Annotated in this window: 18 protein-coding genes; 12 read left to right on the top strand and 6 right to left on the bottom strand. The window is 47.1% G+C overall.

Annotation, left to right across the window (positions count from 1 at the left end; genetic code table 11):
* Positions 1-63: 63 nt before the first annotated feature.
* Positions 64-1,404, top strand: coding sequence for a hypothetical protein (locus PN498_RS10430; RefSeq protein ID WP_272062683.1), 1,341 nt, complete (start codon positions 64-66; stop codon positions 1,402-1,404).
* Between the two features lie 126 nt (positions 1,405-1,530).
* Here PN498_RS10430 and psbA read toward each other — a convergent pair whose 3' ends face one another.
* A complete protein-coding gene (gene psbA / locus PN498_RS10435) occupies positions 1,531-2,610 on the bottom strand; it encodes a photosystem II q(b) protein (RefSeq protein ID WP_272062684.1) in 1,080 nt (359 codons plus the stop codon).
* 225 nt (positions 2,611-2,835) lie between these two features.
* Here psbA and PN498_RS10440 point away from each other — a divergent pair, with 225 nt between their 5' ends.
* From PN498_RS10440 to PN498_RS10465, 6 genes are all read left to right on the top strand, one after another.
* Positions 2,836-2,982 carry a hypothetical protein gene (locus PN498_RS10440; protein ID WP_272062685.1) on the top strand — a complete coding sequence of 49 codons (147 nt, stop codon included), beginning with the start codon at positions 2,836-2,838 and terminating at the stop codon, positions 2,980-2,982.
* Positions 2,983-3,050: 68 nt separating this feature from the next.
* Positions 3,051-4,244, top strand: a complete 1,194-nt coding sequence (locus PN498_RS10445) for a D-Ala-D-Ala carboxypeptidase family metallohydrolase (RefSeq protein ID WP_272062686.1) — start codon at positions 3,051-3,053, stop codon at positions 4,242-4,244.
* A 35-nt stretch (positions 4,245-4,279) separates the two neighbouring features.
* Positions 4,280-5,071, top strand: a complete 792-nt coding sequence (locus tag PN498_RS10450; protein ID WP_272062687.1) for a pentapeptide repeat-containing protein — start codon at positions 4,280-4,282, stop codon at positions 5,069-5,071.
* Between the two features lie 254 nt (positions 5,072-5,325).
* On the top strand, positions 5,326-6,015 hold the full coding sequence (locus PN498_RS10455) for an SDR family oxidoreductase (RefSeq protein ID WP_272062688.1): 690 nt from the start codon (positions 5,326-5,328) through the stop codon (positions 6,013-6,015).
* Positions 6,016-6,429: 414 nt separating this feature from the next.
* The gene (locus PN498_RS10460; protein WP_272062689.1) at positions 6,430-7,146 is read left to right on the top strand and encodes a biliverdin-producing heme oxygenase; all 717 of its coding nucleotides are present in this window, start codon (positions 6,430-6,432) and stop codon (positions 7,144-7,146) included.
* A 95-nt stretch (positions 7,147-7,241) separates the two neighbouring features.
* Positions 7,242-7,376, top strand: coding sequence for a hypothetical protein (locus tag PN498_RS10465; protein WP_272062690.1), 135 nt, complete (start codon positions 7,242-7,244; stop codon positions 7,374-7,376).
* A gap of 56 nt (positions 7,377-7,432) precedes the next feature.
* On the opposite strand, the gene PN498_RS10470 is transcribed toward PN498_RS10465, so the two are convergent.
* Positions 7,433-10,426, bottom strand: a complete 2,994-nt coding sequence (locus tag PN498_RS10470) for a glycerol-3-phosphate acyltransferase (protein WP_272062691.1) — start codon at positions 10,424-10,426, stop codon at positions 7,433-7,435.
* Between the two features lie 1,251 nt (positions 10,427-11,677).
* Here PN498_RS10470 and PN498_RS10475 point away from each other — a divergent pair.
* The 3 genes from PN498_RS10475 (at position 11,678) to fcl (ending at position 14,915) form a co-directional block, all read left to right on the top strand.
* Positions 11,678-12,430, top strand: a complete 753-nt coding sequence (locus PN498_RS10475) for a WecB/TagA/CpsF family glycosyltransferase (RefSeq protein ID WP_272062692.1) — start codon at positions 11,678-11,680, stop codon at positions 12,428-12,430.
* Between the two features lie 108 nt (positions 12,431-12,538).
* Positions 12,539-13,615 carry a GDP-mannose 4,6-dehydratase gene (gene gmd / locus PN498_RS10480; RefSeq protein ID WP_272062693.1) on the top strand — a complete coding sequence of 359 codons (1,077 nt, stop codon included), beginning with the start codon at positions 12,539-12,541 and terminating at the stop codon, positions 13,613-13,615.
* Positions 13,616-13,973: 358 nt separating this feature from the next.
* Positions 13,974-14,915: a GDP-L-fucose synthase gene (gene fcl / locus PN498_RS10485; protein ID WP_272062694.1), complete on the top strand. Its 942-nt coding sequence runs from the start codon at positions 13,974-13,976 to the stop codon at positions 14,913-14,915.
* Here fcl and PN498_RS10490 read toward each other — a convergent pair whose 3' ends face one another.
* Positions 14,916-15,311: an allophanate hydrolase-related protein gene (locus PN498_RS10490; RefSeq protein ID WP_272062695.1), complete on the bottom strand. Its 396-nt coding sequence runs from the start codon at positions 15,309-15,311 to the stop codon at positions 14,916-14,918. It lies immediately after the preceding gene.
* A 993-nt stretch (positions 15,312-16,304) separates the two neighbouring features.
* On the opposite strand from PN498_RS10490, the gene PN498_RS10495 reads away from it, so the two are divergent.
* Positions 16,305-16,955 carry a sulfotransferase family 2 domain-containing protein gene (locus tag PN498_RS10495; RefSeq protein WP_272062696.1) on the top strand — a complete coding sequence of 217 codons (651 nt, stop codon included), beginning with the start codon at positions 16,305-16,307 and terminating at the stop codon, positions 16,953-16,955.
* Between the two features lie 406 nt (positions 16,956-17,361).
* Here PN498_RS10495 and PN498_RS10500 read toward each other — a convergent pair whose 3' ends face one another.
* Positions 17,362-18,057, bottom strand: a complete 696-nt coding sequence (locus PN498_RS10500) for a GntR family transcriptional regulator (RefSeq protein ID WP_272062697.1) — start codon at positions 18,055-18,057, stop codon at positions 17,362-17,364.
* A 165-nt stretch (positions 18,058-18,222) separates the two neighbouring features.
* Here PN498_RS10500 and PN498_RS10505 point away from each other — a divergent pair, with 165 nt between their 5' ends.
* On the top strand, positions 18,223-19,476 hold the full coding sequence (locus tag PN498_RS10505; RefSeq protein WP_272062698.1) for a Zn-dependent hydrolase: 1,254 nt from the start codon (positions 18,223-18,225) through the stop codon (positions 19,474-19,476).
* A gap of 100 nt (positions 19,477-19,576) precedes the next feature.
* On the opposite strand, the gene PN498_RS10510 is transcribed toward PN498_RS10505, so the two are convergent.
* Both PN498_RS10510 and PN498_RS10515 read right to left on the bottom strand, forming a co-directional pair.
* Positions 19,577-21,025, bottom strand: coding sequence for a sugar transferase (locus PN498_RS10510; RefSeq protein WP_272062699.1), 1,449 nt, complete (start codon positions 21,023-21,025; stop codon positions 19,577-19,579).
* 340 nt (positions 21,026-21,365) lie between these two features.
* A complete protein-coding gene (locus PN498_RS10515; RefSeq protein WP_272062700.1) occupies positions 21,366-22,166 on the bottom strand; it encodes a WecB/TagA/CpsF family glycosyltransferase in 801 nt (266 codons plus the stop codon).
* Between the last annotated feature and the right edge of the window lie 5 nt (positions 22,167-22,171).

Consider the following 22,171-nt stretch of genomic DNA (forward strand, 5'->3'; position numbering starts at 1 on the left):
TTCTGCGTATAAACGCTGATCGTTCTTGCTGTCTGCTAGCTATCACTATTTATTAAAAAACTCATGTTGATTTCTGCCTCTCATCATGTCAAAACGCCCGCCGTTGAGCTCCTGACCCACATTTGGGAAGCACGCTACGTTCCAGATTGGTCGTCCGTTGCAGAGTCGAAAAATACGGCGGATTTCCGTCGAGACATTATCCAAGCTGCGTCTCAAGAAGGACGTTACAAGACAGCTGCCAAGATTACAGAGCGAGTTGTCGTCATTAAATGTCAAATGGCGAGCCTCAAAGCTGAGTCCCTCTACTCCTATATTCCTAGAGTGGTGGATTTCAATGACGCAAAGCGAATGTCTAATTTTGCTTTGCTGATTTATCTCAAACTGGTAGAGATTTACCAGCTGTCTGCTTCGGGTTTTGCCGATTCCAACCGACTACGAACGACGTTGTCGATGGCCAGCCACCACAGCAGTGCTTTGCAGCAAGAAGCTCTGTCGATGGAAGCTTGGGGCATGCCCCCCATTGAGAAGCTAGCTCAGGAACTCGAACCGTTGCTGATCGAGTTTCAGCAGCAGCACATTCAATCTAAAGACAGTCGGACCTTAGGCTTTTTAACAACGATTCTGAATTTCTGCAATGAGCTGATTCTCCACAGTCTGTCAGAAGCAGAACGACTCTTGATCTCCCCCTATTTCAAATTTGTAGAGGAGCAGGTTGCACTCCCTTGGCAACGGGTCTGTTTAGCTGCCAGCAACCATTCTCTCAACAGTCCAGCGCTGGCCATTGTTGAGCAGTGTTTGCCGCAGAGTCAGGCGATCGCCCATCGAACCTACAGCCAACTCATTGAAAGATTTCCCGCTCACTACAGTCGTCGCGGATCTCTCAATGATCCCGGAGTCACCCACTCCTGCATCCGTGACCTACAAATGAATCAAGCCTATTTCTGGCTGTCTTTTCTAGACAATACACTTTCGCCCATTCGGGATGAATTCGTTCCGCTGTGCATCATGGTATTTCCAGGTATTGGGGTGAAATGGGAGCTTATCGAATCCTGGAATCAACTGTTGTTAGAAGAGATTTCCAGTCTTCTAGATCAAACTCAAATAGACCAAATACGCCCTTACATTGACGAATACCTTCAAGCCTTCAGCGATCGCCGCTCTGAATTTCGACAGACACCGAAGGGCTTACAGGACAAAGCTCAGAAGAAAGCAGCGACTTCTCTCAAAAAGCTAGGGCAGCTACACCCCGGAATGGCATCAAACTTATCGGGCAAAGCCAACGCTTCGTCAGGCACCGAGAAACCATCTGCGTCTAATGAAGTCGTCTATCTTCAAGAGAAGATGGCAGCGCTAGAAGCTGAATTATCAAACGCTCGGAAACAAATCAATATCTTGAATCAATAGGGTTGAACAGGACAGCGGTCAGGGCGCAAGCCTAAGCTAGGCAACCTGACCGCATCCACACACGAGAAAAGCGCCCCTCTAGAGGGCGCTGTGTTGTTCAACGCATTCGTCCACAGGAAAGGTCACTTAGACAGGAATGCTTGGCGCTTGATAAGCAACAGGAATGGCAGGTTCACTAGCCAAGTCTAGAGGGAAGTTGTGAGCATTACGCTCATGCAACACCTCAAAACCTAAATTGGCTCGGTTCAACACATCAGCCCAACTCGGCAAGATTCGACCTTGAGAATCCAAGATAGAGTGATTGAAGTTAAAGCCATTGAGGTTGAACGCCATTGTGCTAATGCCCAGGGCGACAAACCAAATGCAAACAACAGGCCAAGCCGCTAAAAAGAAGTGCAGCCAGCGTGAATTGTTGAAACTAGCGTATTGGAAGATTAGACGGCCAAAGTATCCGTGGGCCGCGAGGATGTTATAAGTTTCCTCCTCTTGACCAAACTTATACCCATAGTTCTGTGACTGGCTGTCGGTCGTTTCCCGAATCAGACTGGAAGTGACCAAAGAGCCATGCATGGCGCAGAATAGCGAGCCTCCCAACACCCCTGCAACCCCAAGCATGTGGAATGGGTGCATCAAGATGTTGTGTTCCGCTTGGAAGACAAACATAAAGTTGAAGGTGCCGCTAATCCCCATTGGCAAACCATCCGAGAAACTACCTTGACCAATGGGATAGATCAAGAAGACGGAACTTGTTGCAGCAACAGGTGCAGAATAAGCCACACAAATCCAGGGGCGCATTCCCAAACGATAGCTCAGCTCCCACTCTCGCCCCATGTAGCAAAGCAACGCAGGGATGTAGTGGAAGGCAATCATCTGGTAAGGACCACCGTTGTATAACCACTCATCTAACGTGGCCGCTTCCCAAATGGGATAAAAATGGAGGCCGATCGCATTAGAAGAGGGCACAACAGCCGCCGTAATGATGTTGTTGCCGTACAGCAAAGAGCCCGATAGTGGCTCTCGGATGCCGTCAATATCAACAGGAGGGGCCGCAATAAAGGCCAGTACGAAGACGGTTGTAGAGACTCCGAGAAGAGGGATCATTAAAACACCAAACCAGCCGACATAAAGTCGATTTTCGGTGCTAGTCACCCAATTACAGAATCTCTCCCACAAGGATGTATCTTGTCGTTGAAGAAGAGTTGTCATTGGTCTTCACGATGAAATTATCTAAGTGAATGCAGCCATTAGAACAAAACAATCTAAAAATCTTGAGAAGGCATGAAATTTCGGCCCGGATCACACTTTGTCGTAAATTGCTCCAGTGTTTGGCAAGAGAGGGAACACCGTTTTGTCCGTGAAAATTTCAGACCACAGTCTGTTTTTATGTCCAACAGCCTGATTCGAACTGTGTCGTTTGTTGAGGAAACTCTTGTGAAAACTGCCGTCTCAAATCAGCCCAACATCTTGTTACAGGCCCTTACCGAAAAGCTTCATCACCTAGAGGACAATTGTGAACTCACAGGGATTGTGTACGATCGCGCTGCTGATAAACACAAGCTCTTCTCCTCTAACTGTTGATCTGTTTCGAGGTTTTTGAGGCATAATTCACGTTCTGTCTCTACCTACAGACTTCACTTACAGATGCTATGAAGGTCAAAGCTAAGAATGACACTTTGTTCAAGCTCCAGCCAGTCTTATCTAGCGAACTGGCTGATACCGAAAAGCGGTTTGTGGAAAATGGGGCTGAGTACGACGTCAAGTTTTTCACTGAGGCCAACCACAATCATCTCCGTCTGGAACTGACCAAAGCAGCCTTAGACAATCAAAACGCCTTGACTTGGTACGTCCGCAAAGCCGATGTCGAGATTGTCGGCTCTGGAGTTACGGCTACCGTATTGAACGACACGCTGTTCAAACAGCAACCTCTGCTCTCTAGTGAACTCTCCGATCGCGACAAGATTTTCATCGCTGCCGGACGCGAGTTCGAGTTGCAGTCTTTCTTGCCCGCGATCGCGAACCACACAAAACTAACCCTGGCAGAGGTGCAGTTGGGCGATCAACTGTCTGATACGTGGTACGTCAGCGCAGCGGATATTGAAGTCTCAGGTCAGAAAATTACGCTGAAAATAACCAGTGATACTGTTTTCAAAGCCAGGCATACGCCTCTTAATCGGCTCTCACCGTCAGAGAAAGAATTCGTCTCCAAGCACACGTCTTTTGACTTGCAGTCATACGCCGAAGTTGAGGGTAATTACTTGAAGGTGACCCTATCAGGAACTGCGCTGGGTGAAGATGGGCGAATTACTTGGTATGTGTACGCTCCTGATGTCGAAATTGAAGGCACTGAACCCAACAATTATCCTCAAGATGCTAATCCAGCAGGTCGCAAAGAAACATCGAGCGATCGCGGTCAATCTTTGAACCTTCCAGGTTTTCAGGGGACCTATTACAGCCATGATCCCATCATTGCAGGCGGCTACTTCACTTGGGCACAAGCGACCCACAGCGGCACCCGGATTCCAGCAAGTGTCGATGTGGTGTATGGCATGATCCGCATTGCTGAAACACTAGAGGAGATTCGTACGCTATTTGACAATCGCCCCGTCGAAATCGTTTCTTGGTATCGCGATCCCGCCACGAATCTGCGTGTGGGCGGTTCCAAAACGTCGCGCCATATCAGTGGCGATGGCGTAAATTTTCGGATTGAAGGGATTCACCCTCACGACGTGTACTCTAAGCTGGATGCCTGGTGGGGCAACCGAGGGGGCCTAGCCCGCTCAACTGAATTTACCCACATTGACGCTAGGGGCTACCGCGCCCGCTGGGACTATGGCTTTTAGCCAATGGGCTGATGCAATATGGGTTGAGTCCCTGAATGTCACCGTCTTCTCCATCAAAATTTATTCGCCAAGACCTGAAAGGCAAATCGCTGCGAGGTCAGAGGCTGCGTGGGGCTTCCTTCCTAGAGTGTGATTTGCGAGGCTGTGATTTTTCCCGCACGGATCTGACTGCGGCCCGTTTTGTCCGATGTCGCACAGGCTTTTATCCCCAGAAAGGGTGCTTACTGGGGATACCAGTCCTGCTAGCGATCGCGCTCATGTTCCATGCCATTAGCAGTCTAGTGTTTGCCACGATGGGGACTTTGCCGGGACAGGCTGCATGGCCCTATGTGCTTGCATTGCATACCGCATTGGCGATCGCCACAGTCAGTACGGGTCTACAAACACTCTCGTTTTTCTGGGCTAAGGTTGCTGCCCCGCCCGCACATGCTTCAACAGCCGCTCTGGCAGGCTTCTTCTATGGTGGACGACTAGCCGACAACGATCCTACGGTTGCCGTCGCAGGAGCCGTGTTTTTAGGCATGGTGGGTCTGCTGGCTGCTTGGAGAAGGGCTTTCGGGCTGATCCAAGCGCTATTCGCGATGATGGGGGCGATCGCAGCTTATGGTCTGGCCTTTTTGGTGTGGACGAATGGCAGCAATTTGTTGACCACAGGATCTTGGGGACGAGGAAGCCTACTGGCAGCAACTTCACTCGCCTGCATTGGTGTATCTTTACGCAGCGCAGTGTATGGCTGGCAGCAGCTACGGCGCGCAGCGACAACCTCTTTTCGCGAAGCCGACCTAACAGACTGTGCTTTTGTAGAAACCCCTATGCCGCACAATTGAACTAGTAAAACTTATAGCGGCATGCATTTAAGCCAAGCCACCCCATTCCCCACACTCAGCCGATAAGACCTGTCTAAAAAATGACTTCCCATGGCAAGGACTTAGACGGTTTAGGCTGTTTTAAGGAACGGGAACGTATTTAAGTATCAACTTTGAACTTTGGATTCGCCGATGACTCAATCATTCAAAACTCAAAACTGAGAACTTAAAATTCATTCATTCCTAAGTTAGAGAGGCTACGACCGTAAGTCATCATGAATCAACACACTTCTCAGAATTGCTTTGTCGCGGGTGCCAGTCGAGGCGTTGGCTTTGAGGTCGTCAAAGCACTTTGTCAAAAGGGCTATACAGTTATCGCCTTAATCAGGACAGCTGATACTCGTCCCCAGTTAGAATCCCTAGGGGCAAGCATACAGATTGGGGATGCTCTGGATGCGGATTTTGTAAAGACCGCAATACAGTGTTTCGGAGATGCCCCCTTCAAGGTCGTCACGACGGTCGGCGGTAAAGGAATGACCCGCGACGAGCCTCGGTCGGACTATTTGGGTAACCGGACTCTGATTGATGCGGCTAAGGCGCTGCCGTGCCAGCGGTTTTTGCTGGTGTCTTCTATTGGTGTGCGAGAGAGCGCGATCGCCCTTCCACCACCCGTCTTGGAAACGCTGCGTCCGGCTCTGCTAGCTAAAGCTAAAGCCGAAGAACACTTGATTGCCAGCCAATTGCCCTACACCATCGTGCGTCCAGGAGGGCTGCTATCTGAGCCAGCAACCGGACAAGGTATCGTCACCGAAAACGTTCAAGCAGCAGGCAGCATCACCCGAACCGATGTTGCTGACATCGTTATCCAATGCCTGGAGTCATCTACTGCAGAAAATAAAGTACTTTCGGCAGTAGACAGCAATCGTATCCGCAGTGAGCACCCGATTGAGCCGCTCGCTTTATAGCGAAGGTGGATGTCTGTGGATACATAGCTTAGACTCCTAGATTTGTGCACTCAATAACACCCAGAGCTGAGCGTATCGCCAGATGGCTCGCCGTCTTGTCTTAGCGGAACTAGCGACAGCTACGGAGGTGAAAAATGAAAAACGTGCAATCGTGTCCTGATAGCGATCGTGTCCTCATGTAAACAAAGGTGAACAGAATTCATCTATTTGGGAACAACCACCTCACCGTAGACCAATCAAAGCCTTTGGCGGTCTATTTTCACGAAAAAATGCGTTTATGCATCCACTATAAGGTTTTGGCCGTAAAAAAATGTAATGAAAAGTCTCATCAAAACCCTATACTGTGACATTCATGGCTTTGTTTTTGACACCCAATTTACAGCGCTAGTTAGGAATATAGACTAGGACGTTAGCATGAGCAGTAATTTAGCAAGCAAGCTTCGAGAAGGCACTAAGAAAGCGCATACGATGGCTGAGAACGTCGGATTTGTCCGATGTTTTTTGCGTGGCGTTGTTGAAAAGAACTCTTACCGGAAGCTAGTTGCCAACTTCTACTTTGCCTACACAGCAATGGAAGAGGAACTGGAGCGTCATAAAGATCACTCCGTTGTTTCTAAAATCTACTTCCCAGAGCTTCACCGGAAGCAGAGCTTAGAAACAGATTTGCACTATTACTATGGTGCTAACTGGCGGGAACAAATCAGTCTTTCTAAAGCAGGCCAAACCTACGTTGATCGCATCCGTGAGGTTTCCAATACTCAGCCAGAACTGCTGGTTGGTCACTCTTATACCCGCTATTTAGGCGACCTCTCTGGTGGTCAAATTCTAAAGGGAATTGCTCAGCGAGCAATGAACTTGACTGATGGTGAAGGCACTGCTTTCTACGAGTTCGAAGACATCAGCGACGAGAAGGCGTTTAAAGCAACTTATCGTCAGTCTTTGGATGATATTGACGTTAGCGAAGCAATGGCTGACCAAATTGTTGAGGAAGCTAACGACGCCTTCGGTCTTAATATGGAGATGTTCCAAGAGCTAGAAGGCAACTTGGTAAAGGCGATCGGGCAAATGCTGTTCAACACTCTGACCAGCCGTCGTCGTCGGGGCAGCACCGAACTCGCAACCGCCGAATAAGCTTCGAAAAACCTGCGCGCCGCCGTGTGACAGCACTAACAGCTGTACAGGTGCACTGATCTTTATAGGGTTCTAATACTCGAAGGGGACGCAATATGTCGCGTCCCCTTCGAGTGTTTGGCTTTAGTCATCTAGGCAGCAGTCGTTTTGACAATGGCAACTTTCATACCAAGCAGCCCACGGGCGCACTAAGCATAACTTTAGTCATCCGGCCCGCCGCCTTGACCTAACGGAACTGACAACAGCTGTAGAATCCGGCTATAACAGCAAAAAAATCCCTTCACCTTTAGTCCTGAACCCGCTCGACAGTCCCTACACGGCCATCAATGCGGACCACCTCTCCATCCTGAAACTGCTGAGTCGCCTGAGCAATATTCATGACTGCAGGAATTCGATATTCTCGTGCCACGATCGCCCCATGGGACAATCGCCCCCCCACCTCCGCAATCAATCCCGCTGCCTGGGCCAAAATGGGTGCCCACCCGGCATCGGTATAGGGCACCACAATGATGGTGTTGGGCGGCAAAGGGGTAGAAAGCTGTAAAGTGTTCAAAATTTTGACCGGACCTTCTACCTGTCCTGCGCTTGCTCCAATGCCCTGTAAGACTCCTGCATTTATAGATAGAGGACTGCTTGTACGGGTAGGATCAGCCGGCGGATCGTTGCCATACACAATGAATGGAACAGTATTCCACTGCTGACGCTGAGTGAATTGCGATCGCCGCTGCTCCACCACAGCCTGTAGCGTGGATGCTTGCAGTAATCCCGCTACGCCTTGTTTCAACTCTTCAAGAGTAAGAAAAAAAGCATCTCCCGCTTGCAGTAGCAGTCCTTGAGCGATCGCGTGTTCCTCCAACCTCAGCAAACTCCATCGCAATTCTGCCAGCAGCATCAAGTAGACTGTGGCAACCCGACCCTTTAGATTTAATCGGCTCTGCACTTGACGGTACTGCCATGTATCACCCTGTGGCGACTCTTCCGAAGTCGTGTCTTCGGGGCGGTCCGGCGCATTGGGTGGATTCAAGAAGAACTGAGTAAACAGATCTCGAACGGGCTGAGGATCTTCCTGCCAGGTCGGAATTGCGATATCTGTTCCCACTTCGCTGAGGTAGCCGTAGTGCTCAACTAATTGGTTCAGTTCGGTCAAGAGCGACTGACCGCTGGGCTCTGTTGACAGCTTTTTAAATAGAGCATTCGTAGGAGAAATCCCTTCGCCCTGAGATAAGTCTAAGAGGTGAGGATACTGCTGACGGGCAGAGGTTGCCAATGTTTTGATGGCTTGCACAGAGGCGATTTCAGGTTGCTGACTTGGGTCCAGCGCAGTCTCTGGGACTTGAAAAAGGGCGCGTCGCAAGGCGAAGCTCAATGGCGCCAAAATGTTATAATAGGTGGCGGTTTTGAGCTGATCAAGAATTAAGTCAGTTCTTTGCACACAGTCTGACACCGGCAGGGAAGACGCTCGCCCCTGACGAAGCTGCTGTAAGACAGGTGCAAACTGCTGGCGATCGTTCCGAGAAAATTCTTGAATTAAGCTCCATTCATTGCCCAATAGCCGTAACAGGCCAGGAACATTTTTGAGCGTACTTAGAATCGGAGGCTTACTAAATGGACTGCCTAAAGTCAAAAATTCCAGACTCTCAGGAGGGAGCCCCATACGGCGAAAAATATCGCCTAGTAAAGTGGCATTGAAGTAGGCTCGTGAGTAATGCAGCGTCGCTGTTTCTTTGAAATCAAGCCCTGCCGCGCGATCGCCCAACACGATAGTGAAAATTTCACCCCAGACACCGCAAGTCAACGGTCGATTGATGGACCACGTGAGCGGGCGAATGACACCTGGAATGACCTCTGCGGCAATTTTGCGCGTCCAGATGGGGACCAATGTTGTAATGGGTCGTGCCTGAAGCAGCCACAGCGTTTCGCCATCAAAGCTCCACTCAATGTCTTGGGGAATGCCATGGTAGTACAGCTCCAAATGTCTGGCTAGACGGGCGACCTGCTGGATCAGAGTTGAAGGCACGGAGTCCTCCAAACCCTGATTGAGCGCTTCTAGGGTGATTGATGCCGGCTCCCACTGAGATACCTCCTCAGCCGGCCATTCTGTCAAAGCGACTTCATCGACATCAACGCGGTACTGCTGTGGAGTAACTCGACCTGACACAATTTGGTCGGCACCGCCTGCTAAAGCCTCAACAATAACGGCATTGCCTTGCTCGACTGGATCACGGCTAAAGGCCACCCCTGAGTACACGCCCTCAACCTGCTTCTGGACCAGCAGAGCGATACCCGACTGTTCTTCCAAGCCACGATCGCGGCGGTATTGTTCCGCTTCTGGGCGATGATAAGATGCCCGGCATTGCTCAACCGCCTCAGTTAATGCCGCCCTAGTGCTGACATGAGCAATAGTTTCGTACTGTCCAGCAGCAGAGGCGCTTTCGCTGTCTTCACTAATTGCCGATGAGCGCACAATCCAGGGCTGCTGCCAAGGATCGACTTCGATGGATTCTAAGTGAGACACAAGCGATCGCACGCCAGAGGCAGCAGGTAGAATCCAACCGGGTGGAACAGCATAGCCTGCTTGCTTGAGTTCCGCCAAGGTAGCTGCTTTCCGCCCCATCTGCTGCACTTGAGGTTTATCGCTTAGTGACTTAATCACATCTCGACCTCGAAAATACTCAAACATTCTACGAGAATCGGATGCTGGCTGCGTGGAGGCCAACGATAGATCATCTGGGATCTGACGATAGATCCAGGCCAGAAGAAGACTGAGAATGATGGTGGACGCGATCGCCGCTGGATGCCCTGGACGTCGCAGTAATTCGACAATGGGAATCAAAATGAGGACAAATAAACGACCCTGTTGTCGACGACGAACGATGGCAAACCAGGTCCCCGAAACAACAAAGATGATCAAAGCGCCCACCCAATCGTGAACGATGTAGCCCCAAACCACATTGGTTGTTCCAGCCCCTCGCCCCACGACATAGCGTCCTACCACCAGAGCAATCAGAGCAACTATTTCCCAAGCCGGAGAAACGGGGAAGAGCGATCGTGCTAGCGTCACGACTGCAATCCCTTTTAAGGCCTCAGACAGAACTGCAAGCAGCCCTAACCTTGTACCGCCGTGATAAAACGCTGCTGAGACACTGATGTTGCCTGTCCCTAAATCCGCTAAGCGTTTCTGGGCCAGTCCCTCAACAATCCAGCTGATAATCGGCAATCCGCCAACGCCGAAAGCAACGATGCAGAGAACGGACGCAGTCCAAGTAGTTGAAGAGGGCATTGCTTGAAGTAGCCACAAATCGTGTTTGCGTTTGCTTGTTAGCAATGCATCTTACAAATTAAACCGTCTAGCGACAAATGAGCCGTCGCCAGTTCCGTTACGGCAAGCCGGCAGGCCATCTAAACCTGTCTAGTTTGAGAACCGTAGCTTCCCTTCTTTTAGGACCAACTACGATTTGCTCATAGCTGGTCCGCGATCGCAGTCCGATAGCTTGTATCAACTTTTTTGCAAAAGCTGTGCTGACAATCTTGTTAGCTTCAGCAACACGACATCCATGACTAAAGACACCAGTTATCCATTCCTCGTTTGTCATGGAGCTGAGATTGCGCCCTTCATTCCAGACATGGTTTCTATCTAGGGCCTTTCGGGTTCAGTTACACAAATTGGCACAATGCTTGGCGAATGAAAGGATTACAGATGAACACGGAATCTACAAACGGAACACAGAATGCAGAGTGCGAGCATTCATGTCCGTAGCTAAACATATGGAGGCAGTTTTTGAGAACGACTTCATAGAAATTTTGCCTATCTGTAAAATTACGGAATAGGTTTATGAGTAGATCTGCCATTCTTTGTAACGCTGCCGAAAAACTTGGATACAAGAGACTAGGTTAGACCTACTTGGATTCCGAAGACACTTAGGAAAAATGTTTTCAGGGTAAACGCCATTTTTATACAATGGCGATGGGAATACCGCATTACTTGCATCAACATAGCTTGTCTTACAGCTCATCCTGAAGGACTTCCCTCTTAAGCAGGGCTAATTATGTATCTACCATAATCCATTAAAGTTACGAGGGAAAACACGTAAATGAGTGAGTAGTTTATTATACTTATAGTCTTCGCTACTATAGAATCTAAAGGGCTTTAAATAATTTTTTTAAGTGTCTAAGTAAAATTCCGTACACTATTTAAATTTTTTGTGAACTATGAACAAATGAGTTGATTTGATAGGTCGAGTCGTTGTTACATGCGATGGATTCAAACTAATTTGATGAACCCCCAATAGCTGTTGAGGGTTTCGAATACATCAGGTCTCGGATGGTCTATCCAGATATTTTTGTCTATGCCCCGGCGATCACAGCGGCTTCTTGTTGCGAAGGATGACATTCAGCATCTCCGGAGATCAGAGTATGGCTTTTGAAGGCATTTGTGATCTTGGTGAAATTTCCGTAAAGTTTGGTTTCAAAACCAGCAATACCACTGAGACGTTCTGAGCGGTGCGAAATTTTTTAGACGAGGAATTTAAAAGTGAACTTTCCTAAGGTCGAGGTAACTGGCACACCAGTAACAGCTTTAACGCTAGGCGAGCAAATTAGCGTTATGGTTGATTGGGCGAAACGTCGGTGTAGCAAGGTGGTTTGCGTTGCCAATGTCCATATGCTGATGGAGTCTCGTTGGAATCAGAGCTTTAGCAGCATCCTTGCGAAGGCTGATCTAGTTACTCCTGACGGTATGCCGTTGGTTTGGGTAATGAGGAAAATTGGCGCTAAGTCTCAAGATCGGGTTGCCGGGATGGATATTTTTCAATCCGTATGTGACAAGGCCGTTCAGGAGGGGCTTTCCGTCTATCTTTTTGGCTCTACGCCACCGGTCTTAAGCAAAATGCAAGAGCGATTAAAGCAAGACTATCCTGATTTGAAATTGGCAGGGGTTGAGTCACCTCCTTTCCGCGCACTGACTGAATCTGAGAATGCTGCGATCGCTCAGCGCATTAATGCTAGTGGCGCGGGGTTTACCTTCGTGTCTTTAGGTTGTCCTAAGCAGGAGATCTGGATGGAGGATCAGCGGGGCAAAGTGAATTCTGTCATGATTGGCGTGGGTGCTGTTTTTCCTGTCTATGCGCGTGTCAAGAAGCATGCCCCTAAATGGGTCCGTGAGAGCGGCCTGGAATGGTTTTATAGACTGCTCCAAGAACCTCGACGTCTGTTTGGTCGATATCTCAAAACAATCCCTCCCTTCGTTTGGTTGGCATTTCGACAACTTCAAAGCCAAAATAGATGACGGTATTTATGTTTTTAGTGCAATGCTTGTAGATTTGCTGAGGCCACATCTCTGAGCACTTGCTATATCTAGAAGCAAATTATGTATTTTTAGGAGTCAATATTCATAATGACTAAAGTAGCTCTTATTACCGGTATTACAGGACAGGATGGTTCATATCTTAGTGAACTTTTGTTAGAGAAGGGCTACGAAGTCCACGGCATTATTCGCCGAACTTCAACTTTTAATACTGACCGCATTGACCATCTGTATGAGGATCCCCATAGTCAAACAGCTAAGCTCTTTTTGCACTATGGCGATCTGACAGATGGAACCACTTTGCGTCGCATTCTGGAAGAGGTTAAGCCTACTGAGATTTATAATCTCGGTGCTCAATCTCACGTTCGTGTCAGCTTTGATTCTCCTGAATACACGGTCGATTCTGTCGGTATGGGGACGTTGAGATTGCTGGAAGCCGTTCGTGACTATCGATCTCGGACAGGCATTGAAGTTCGGTATTACCAAGCAGGTTCCTCTGAAATGTTTGGTAAGGTCCAAGAAGTACCCCAGAGAGAGGCGACTCCCTTCTACCCTCGGAGTCCTTATGCCTGTGCCAAGGTCTATGCCCACTGGCAAACGGTCAACTACCGTGAGTCCTATGGCATTTTTGCCTGTAATGGAATTCTGTTTAATCACGAGTCACCCCGAAGAGGCGAGACGTTTGTGACTCGAAAAATCACGCGAGCAGTTGCGCGTATCGTAGCAGGTCGGCAAAGCAAGTTGTACATGGGGAATTTGGACTCCAAGCGTGATTGGGGCTATGCGAAAGATTATGTTCAAGCGATGTGGCTGATGCTGCAACAGGAGCAGCCTGACGATTATGTTGTGGCCACTGGTGAAACGCATTCAGTTAAAGAGTTTTTGGATATCGCTTTTGGACACGTCAACCTCAACTGGGAAGACTATGTCGCCTTTGATGAGCGGTATTTGCGTCCTGCAGAGGTTGATTTGCTGATTGGTGACCCTACCAAAGCCACTGAAAAACTGAACTGGAAACCTTCGGTCACATTTGAAGAACTCGTCCATTTGATGGTGGACGCTGACCTGAAAGCATTAGGGTTGGTTCCGCTCAACGGCAGCGTGCCAAAAGACATTCTAGATAAGGCTACTTTACGGATGCCTAGCGAGAGTGGCGCTTCTAGGTGATCACGGGCCAATCTTAGTCGCTTACCGCTATCCCTGAAATAGGTGGGGACTGATTGAGTTGCCCCAGAAAACTATTTAGTTTCAAAAGTCCTCTGGTACGGGTATCTCTCCGGACTTACTTAAAGTGTCCGCAGGTAGGACAGGTATTTGATAACCTGTTTTTGCAAGCCCTGCTCTTGAGTAAGTCCTGTCTTGGATAACAGTCTGGTGCGAAAACCAAGCAGGGGGCTTTTGATTCGACTATGTCACGTTTCAGTTCTGTGGATGTCAACAGATATCCCGTGACCTTTTTATGAACTCAGGGTTTTGCTTTAATTGAAATTGCTATAGATCCTGATTTAAACAGGAAAGAAACGATATGGATTCTCAAGCAAAAGTCTATGTTGCTGGCCACAACGGTCTAGTTGGTGGAGCTATTGTTCGAGCACTGAAAGATCAAGGTTATGCCAATCTGGTTTTGCGATCTAGCAAGGAATTAGATCTTCGTAATCAGCAAGCAGTTGACACGTTTTTTGCTCAAGAAAAACCTGATTACGTTTTTCTTGCAGCCGCTAAGGTGGGCGGCATTCAGGCGAATAACACTTACCGTGCTGAGTTTCTGTATGACAACTTGATGATCGAGGCGAATGTAATCCACAGTGCTTACCGCCATCAAGTTCAGAAGCTTTTATTTCTAGGATCCTCTTGTATTTATCCCAAGTTATGTGCTCAGCCTATGCAGGAAGAGTATTTGTTGACTGGGTTCCTAGAACCGACTAATGAACCTTATGCGATCGCTAAAATTGCGGGCCTTAAACTCTGTGAAAACTATTGCCGTCAGTACGGCGTCAATTTCATCTCAGCGATGCCGACAAACCTCTACGGCATCAACGACAACTTTGATCTCGCTAATTCTCATGTTCTTCCCGCGTTGATTCGAAAATTTCACGAAGCTAAATTGAATCAATCACCCACAGTAACCGTGTGGGGAACGGGAGAACCATTGCGAGAATTTTTGTATGTCGATGATTTGGCAGATGCGCTCATTTTCCTCATGCAGAATTACGACGAGACTGAGTTCGTCAATGTAGGTACTGGAGAAGAAGTGTCTATCAAAGAACTGGCGTTGACGATTCAAGTCGTTGTGGGATATTCGGGAGACCTCGTTTTTGATACCTCTAAACCGGATGGAACTCCTCGTAAACTGCTGGATGTGTCACGGCTGACGAAGTCGGGTTGGCGAGCCAAAACCAGTTTGAAGGAAGGTATTGAAAAGACCTATGCCTGGTATCTGGAGAACATGGACTCGATTCGGAAATAGCTACGCCTGCTGTTGTGCTTTGTAAGCAGCCCAGCCACCGATGTCAGAAATGTCAGGCCAGCCGTCTCGCTCGATGAGAGATTGGGGATAGAGCATCGCGATCGCCGTTGTACCATCCGTCAGAGTCACCTCCGCCGGATACATATCGGGCGGTTCGGTAGCAACCAGATGCTCGTATTGCTCTATCGACAACTGATATAGCTCGCCAGGAATTGAAATGCCATCTGACGCAACTTCGTAAATACCAGGATGCCAACCGTCTCTTACAGCATGTAGGCGATAGTAAGGTTTGGTTTGGGCTTTCCTCAAGAAGACTGCGCCTTGTAGATTACCGTGATCTGGCTGTCCTTTCAAGGCAGACCCACAGATGAAAACAGTCTTATTCTCTAAAGTCATACTTAGGCTACTTCCCTTGACGAAACGAATGCTACTCGCTGATATGCGTACAGGACTCCTAAATGTTTTACCACCTTCATACGTGCAGTCAGTCAACTTCAGACGGAATACTACCAGTTTTGAGAAAAATCTTGGAATATGTAAGACAGGTTTTCTATAGATGACAAATTGAGAAATAAGTCTACTACCGTCAAATCAATGACAATTCTATTTTGATGAGTATGACCATATAGATTTAAGACTATAATAAGGATTGAAAACGCATATTTCTCTTAAGACGGTTTGACAACACTTCGGACAGTTTTTTTAAAGCCAACAAGAGAATGCGGGTTGTAACTCTCTTCCTCAATCATTAGGTCAACAAAAAATCAAAGGTTTCAGCGCTTGCCTAGAAAATTGTCCGACTATTAGGAGTTGAGAATCTTTTGTTAAAAGCTAATTTTACCCGGAATATTGAACCTGCTAAGTGTATAGCTTATCGAAAGGATCCTCTAAAATTGCGCACGACGATAAAACTAGAAACACCTGTATTTCTTCCTAATTAAGAAGGCCGAAAAATATTCAAATAAAGTTATAGCTTCTGCTAGATTATTGTAGAAAATCTGCGTTTTCTGTACATCTACTTGCATATGCTTGTGCTTTATAGCAATCCATCTTAATTTCATAGACTTGGGATGACCAGTTAAAGGGATTCACGGGAATACCCGTGAATCGGGAAAATAAAGTATTCTAATCTACCTTGCCTAGAACTTTACTATGATCCAGGTGAATAGTTGCTGAAGTTGTTCTTTTAAGATGCACAATCCTACCAAAAAATTTCAAGTATCTATTTTGAAGCTTTAGTGTGTCTTTTATTCTGATTTTGGTGTGAGTAGACTGTAGTATTTTAATACCTTTATGCAATCAAATATTTTCATATGGATTTGCATTTGAGATTGTCATATGAATTTTATGTTCAATTAGTAGCCTCCATCATTTGAGGAACAAAGTCATATGCTCATATCAGAGAAGTATAAATTCATCTTCATCCATATACATAAGAACGCCGGTATCAGCATCAAACATGCACTACGACCGTTTGCGGTAGAGAAATGGCAGCCATTTGCGATCGGGCAGTGGCAATGGAGGGTTCATAAAAGACTCAAGAAAAAGGGGTTTCCGTCACCTTTCTTTGAGCCTCATCCATTCCATGGGCATATCAAAGCATCCGAAATGATAGATGCTTTGGGTTTCGATGCATTCAATTCGTTCTTCTCATTCGCGGTTGTTAGGAATCCATGGGATTGGCAAGTATCTCTCTATAAATACATGCTGAAAAGAGAGACACATTACCAACATGAGTTCATAAAAAGCCTAGGTAGCTTCGAAAATTACATAAAATGGAGGTGTGAAAATGAAGTGAGATATCAGAAAGATTTTATATACTCAGAAGATAATAGGTTGCTAGTTGATTTTGTCGGAAGATATGAAAACTTAAACGCCGATTTTAATCAAATATGTTCTCGAATTGGCGTTTCTACCTCTTTGCCAAAACTTAATGTATCAGATGGAAGGCCATATCGACACTACTACACAGAAGAAACGAAAGAACTAGTAGGTAAAGTATTCGAGCCTGATGTCAAGATACTTGACTATACTTTTTGAAATTCGCTGAGCAAGTGTAGTGACCAAGTAGCGATCTTACCATCCTGTATTGCAACCGATAACCTAGTGGTCTGACAGCTTTGAAGTTATGAGTTAGCTATTCCTGAAAGTGTTGTCAAACAGGTACGCCTTGCTTAAAATTTTGAGCTAGACACTGCACTAAGGTAGTGTCTCAACCCTTCATTAGAGAATAAGAGTTGAGCGATTTTTTAACTAGAGCAGCGACGAAGCGATTTACAGCCTTCACCGATTTAAAGTGGGCTTTCTGATTTGTTATAGTTGTTATTAAAATATCATTAACTTAGTAGATAAGAATCGTTGTGAAACTTTAGAACAATATCGAAAATTGGAAAACCATGAAAAAGATTTCGCTAAGCTATGTGCCTAAAGGAACAACTTAGACGGCTTATTTAGTTGTCGAATGTAAAGTCTCAATCGCCTGTATTACGCGCCGCTTACTAGCATCAAGGTGAGTTCGAATAGCTTGCATAGCTATCTCTGGTTGCCGGGAGGCGATCGCTTTGCAAATGTCGCGATGCTCGTTGCAAATCTCTAGAACTTTAGGGTTGTGGCGAGTTGTATGCACCCTAAGCAGCATCATTTTGTCAAACACCTGGTCTAGTAATCCTGTCAACCATCGGTTTCCAGTGCTCTCAGCAATCTTGCGGTGAAATTGATAATCCAAATTAAGCATTTCAAAGGTGTTGAGAGCGGAGGTTTGTCGCTGCACTGCTCGCTCAGCTTGAATGATGGACTGCTGCAAGACGTCTAGCATAGGTTCGGTCGCATTGAGACAGGCTGCTTGAACTGCGGATTCTTCCAGAGCAAGACGACAGTCATAGAGGTGAACGGCATCGACTATAGAGATTGAGATGACCCGTAGTCCACCACTAGCGTCATCCGTGACTAATCCCTCCCGCTGCAACTGTCTCAGCGCCTCTCGAATAGGCGTACGACTGACTTGTAGCTGCTCGGCCAAATAAGTTTCAACTAAGCGCTTTCCTGGCAGCAACTCGCCTGAAAGAATGCTGGTACGCAAAGCTTGATAGGTCTGCTCATGAAGCGATTCTCGACGGGGGATAGGTTTAGATAAGCTTGTCAAAGCAGATTCCTTTCGTGACAGAGTTCAGAATATTGGGAAAGATGGGCTGACTGTAATGGCGCTTACAGATGTATGGTTGTATACAGTATACAGTTTTGCTCATAAGAATAGTGGCTTATGGTCCTATCGAGCGTATTAAAGGCAATTTTGCAAAGAGGTGAATGAATGGTCTCTAAGGTTCTGTCGTCTTTGGCGGTGAATCGTGATCGCTTATCAACCATGATTCACCAGCTCGCTCAGCTTGGGAAGTTACCAAACGGTGGAGTGCAACGATTGGCGTTTAGCCCAGAAGACTGTCACGCTCGTGCATTAGTCCGTCGCTGGATGGTAGAGGCTGGAATGACCGTTCGCCTTGATGAGGCAGGGAATTTGATTGGGCGCTATCCTGGCAGATTCGAAGCGGCTCCGCCCTTGGTAACTGGCTCTCATATCGATACCGTCCCCAACGCAGGTCACTATGACGGCACCTATGGCGTACTGGCGGGGATCGAATCCGTTAGAACGCTCTCAGAGCGCAAACTGTATTTGGACCATCCCATTGAAGTCATTGTCTTCGCCGATGAAGAGCGGACGATGATTGGATGTAAGGCAATGGCAGGCAGGCTTTTGAATGATCCCAAACTCTACTCCAGTCGCTCTCAGGAACCTGTCGAAACCTGCTTAGAGCGAGTAGGAGGCGATTGGGACATCATTGATCATGCTCGTCGAACGCCTGAATCAATGGCTGCTTTCGTTGAGCTGCATGTCGAGCAGGGACCTATGCTCACAACGCTGAATAAGCAGATTGGCATCGTGACGGGCATTGTAGGACAGCGTCGGTACTGGATTACGGTGGAGGGCCAATCGAGTCACGCCGGAACAACTCCGATGTCAATGCGGCAAGATGCTCTGGTTGCTGCTTCTCAAATCGTGTTGGCAGTTAACCAAATTGGCCAGCGGCCCGGTGATCAAGTGGCAACAGTTGGGCGACTGGAGCTTTCTCCTAACGTGCCTAACAGTATTCCCGGCAAAGTAGAAATGAGTCTAGATTTGAGGGATCTGTCGAGCGATCGCCTTGATCAGCTGCTGTCAGACATTCATCAGGCGATTGATAGCATCGCGGCAGAGACAGATACCCAAATTTCAATGACTCAGCGCTTACACAATGAACCCTCTCCAGCAAACTCACACATTCAGAATGCGATCGCGCAGGTCTGCGATGACCTCAAGCTTACTCACTGTTCCTTACCGAGCCGAGCTAGTCATGATGCTCAAGAGATCGCTCATATCACCGACATGGGCATGATTTTTGTGCCTAGTGAGGGTGGCATCAGCCACGCCGAGACGGAATATACCAGCCCTGAAGATTGTGCCAACGGCGCTACCGTTCTCCTGCAGACTCTCATGCGTCTTGATCGGCACTATCACTGCCCAAGCTAATCTAAAAGTTAAAAGGATGCAGCTTGGTTCTGCGAAGCCATTGGGTGAAGGACGAAATCCCTAATTCCTTCACTAAAACCGACGTTTGCCGCTCTGCTCTCTAATAGGCTCCAGATTTCTTCAGAACAGCAGACAGTGTTCTAAAGAGAATGCTGATGTCTAGCAAGACGGACCAATTCTGAATGTAGTAAAGATCAAGCTTGAGAACATCGTCAAAGTTGTCAATATCAGAACGACCTGAAATTTGCCACATTCCGGTGATACCCGGCAGGACATCCTGACGGATGAAGTAGTGCTGCTTGAATTTTTCAACGTCACGTAGGGGCAAAGGGCGAGGTCCCACTAGGCTCATCTCACCAAAGAGAACGTTGAAAATCTGAGGCAGCTCATCCAGACTGTATTGGCGGATGAAGTGGCCGACTCGGGTGATGCGGGGATCGTCCTTGACTTTGAAAAGAACGCCATCTTTGGTCTCATTCTGCTGCTCAAGCTGGGCCTGAAGTTTGTCAGCATTATTCACCATACTGCGAAACTTCCAGACTTTGAAGGGTTCACCATGCAGGCCAACGCGGGTCTGTTTGTAGAAAATAGGTCCTGGAGAATCGATGAAGACGGCGATCGCGATCGCCAGATACACTGGAGACGCCAGCGTCAAAATCAGCAGTGCAGACGTGACATCAAAAATGCGCTTAACCCAGAATTGGCCTCCGGCAATAACGGGAGGACGAAAAGTAATGCAGGGCGTCTCAGCATTTAGCATGTGGAGATTGGCTGCCCCAAACACACGATTCTGCTCAATCGGGATGACGCGCAGCGTAATTCCTAGGGTTTGAAACCACTGCCCTAAAAACATGCGATTCTTAATCGCATCCCACGCAACAAAGACTTCAGCAATCCCAAGCTGCTGCATCTTGCGGAAGGTTTCTTCCCGAATGTCTCGATCCAGTGCTTTGGCATCCAGAATACCCGCTACTTGGTATCGATCTTCACCGTGAACAATCTGAATGGCTCGTTCTCGGTAGTCCTGATCAGCAATCACCATGGCGGGATAGCGGATGGAACCGCGAAGCCGCAGACGCTGAGTTCCTTTATCAATAACAAAGCGCCCGAGGACTAAGAACACAAGGCTAAAGCCCCAGTACAGGAGATATTGCGACCTAGAGACAAACTGATTGGGGTTGAAGAAATAGCTGGTCAGCAGCAGCAGTAGGACAGCTAGACTCTGAGCCTTAATCATGCCGAGATAGTCTCGTCGTGGTTCTCCAGCCTGATAAAGACTACGGGCAGCAAAGATGCTAATGCTAATTCCTAAGACTGGGATCAGGGTGAGTTCAAATCCTTCAGCGCTAAGAAAAGCAGGAGTGGGTATGCCTAGATTTCTAGCCAGTATCCAAGCAAAACCAACTGACAGAACATCCGAGCTAAGAAGGACTAGGCGACGTATCCAGCCCATGACTGCCCCTCGACGCAGGCCAGCAAGGCCAGGAATTCGACGAATGTCATGGGAAAAAGCAGGAGAATCTATAGTCGTAGCATGGGAATAACGCATGGGAGCCTGACGGTTTATGTTGACGACAGTGACGTTTCACAGGTAGATGCGGAACCATTGACTGTTAGCTCGCGAGATGTACTGAGAGAGAATGAAGTGTGCACGTTATATAACTTCATTCTCTATTTCTTTGACTGAATTTTGACTAGACATAGATTTTGATTCTGTCATATTGGCACTCAACAAGTCATTTACAATAAATAGAACTTAGGCTGTGGCACTTGACAATATAAACACCAGATTTGTTCTCTAGATGCAAACTAACTTTTCTCGCAACCGAGTTTGGAAAAGTACTTAGGATACTAATTAGTATCTGAAAACTTTTATCTATTGATAAAGCCTAATTTTGATATTCAGAATTCATGAAAGTACTAATTTTCATCAAAAAATCTTTGATAAATAAAAATAGTACAAACCATGGCTCAATTAGATAACGTTTCCAAAGCCTGGCAGGTTCACTCGCTAGACGATAAAGCCACTCTAGTCCTAACTTACCTAGAAATCGGGGTGGAGTAGGTACAGCTCCTGCAACATAATCAATACAAGCTCCACTAGGTAGAATAATATTTGCCTCAAGCTTGTCTAGATTATCTAAAATCCAGTGTTCTTGACGTGGCATTCCCATCCCAACCATAAGGATATGCGGCTTATATTCTTTGATCTTCTTTAAGACAGCCAAGTTCTCTTCGCTATCAGGCGAAGCATCATAATACCCATGCATCGTAGCAATGTTTAATTCGGGAAATTTGAAACGTAATATATCAGCTCCACGATTCGCAACACCTGGTTTAGATCCAAGGTAAAAAATACGCCAATCGTTTTTAGCGGCTTCTTCTATTAATGGCCATATCCAATCAGCATAAGTTACCCGCTGAGATCTGGTGACTGGAAGACCAAGAATCCTGCCGAATAAGATTATAGGCATCCCATCAATGTGAATGTAATGAGATGAACCATAAAACTCTCGCATTTTAGGGTCATGGTGAAAGAGATATAAACTGTGGATGTTATGATTGGAAATGATTGATTTATGTCCCTCCTCTATAACACTCTTGATTAGAGCATTAAGTTCAGCAATTGTTAGAGGCCATACCTTCACACCGAGGAGATTATAGAAGGTCAAAAAGTTTGTAATAGACATAGTTA

The sequence above is a fragment of the Oscillatoria sp. CS-180 genome, assembly GCF_028330965.1.
Taxonomy (GTDB): Bacteria; Cyanobacteriota; Cyanobacteriia; order Phormidesmidales; family Phormidesmidaceae; genus Halomicronema.

Excerpts from the sequence above, each read along its gene's own strand:
- PN498_RS10430 (WP_272062683.1), top strand. The coding sequence starts at position 64 with ATGTTGATTTCTGCCTCTCATCATGTCAAAACGCCCGCCGTTGAGCTC.
- psbA (WP_272062684.1), bottom strand. The coding sequence starts at position 2,610 with ATGACAACTCTTCTTCAACGACAAGATACATCCTTGTGGGAGAGATTC.
- PN498_RS10445 (WP_272062686.1), top strand. The coding sequence starts at position 3,051 with ATGAAGGTCAAAGCTAAGAATGACACTTTGTTCAAGCTCCAGCCAGTC.
- PN498_RS10450 (WP_272062687.1), top strand. The coding sequence starts at position 4,280 with ATGTCACCGTCTTCTCCATCAAAATTTATTCGCCAAGACCTGAAAGGC.
- PN498_RS10455 (WP_272062688.1), top strand. The coding sequence starts at position 5,326 with ATGAATCAACACACTTCTCAGAATTGCTTTGTCGCGGGTGCCAGTCGA.
- PN498_RS10460 (WP_272062689.1), top strand. The coding sequence starts at position 6,430 with ATGAGCAGTAATTTAGCAAGCAAGCTTCGAGAAGGCACTAAGAAAGCG.
- PN498_RS10465 (WP_272062690.1), top strand. The coding sequence starts at position 7,242 with ATGTCGCGTCCCCTTCGAGTGTTTGGCTTTAGTCATCTAGGCAGCAGT.
- PN498_RS10470 (WP_272062691.1), bottom strand. The coding sequence starts at position 10,426 with ATGCCCTCTTCAACTACTTGGACTGCGTCCGTTCTCTGCATCGTTGCT.
- gmd (WP_272062693.1), top strand. The coding sequence starts at position 12,539 with ATGACTAAAGTAGCTCTTATTACCGGTATTACAGGACAGGATGGTTCA.
- fcl (WP_272062694.1), top strand. The coding sequence starts at position 13,974 with ATGGATTCTCAAGCAAAAGTCTATGTTGCTGGCCACAACGGTCTAGTT.
- PN498_RS10490 (WP_272062695.1), bottom strand. The coding sequence starts at position 15,311 with ATGACTTTAGAGAATAAGACTGTTTTCATCTGTGGGTCTGCCTTGAAA.
- PN498_RS10495 (WP_272062696.1), top strand. The coding sequence starts at position 16,305 with ATGCTCATATCAGAGAAGTATAAATTCATCTTCATCCATATACATAAG.
- PN498_RS10505 (WP_272062698.1), top strand. The coding sequence starts at position 18,223 with ATGGTCTCTAAGGTTCTGTCGTCTTTGGCGGTGAATCGTGATCGCTTA.
- PN498_RS10510 (WP_272062699.1), bottom strand. The coding sequence starts at position 21,025 with ATGCGTTATTCCCATGCTACGACTATAGATTCTCCTGCTTTTTCCCAT.
- PN498_RS10515 (WP_272062700.1), bottom strand. The coding sequence starts at position 22,166 with ATGTCTATTACAAACTTTTTGACCTTCTATAATCTCCTCGGTGTGAAG.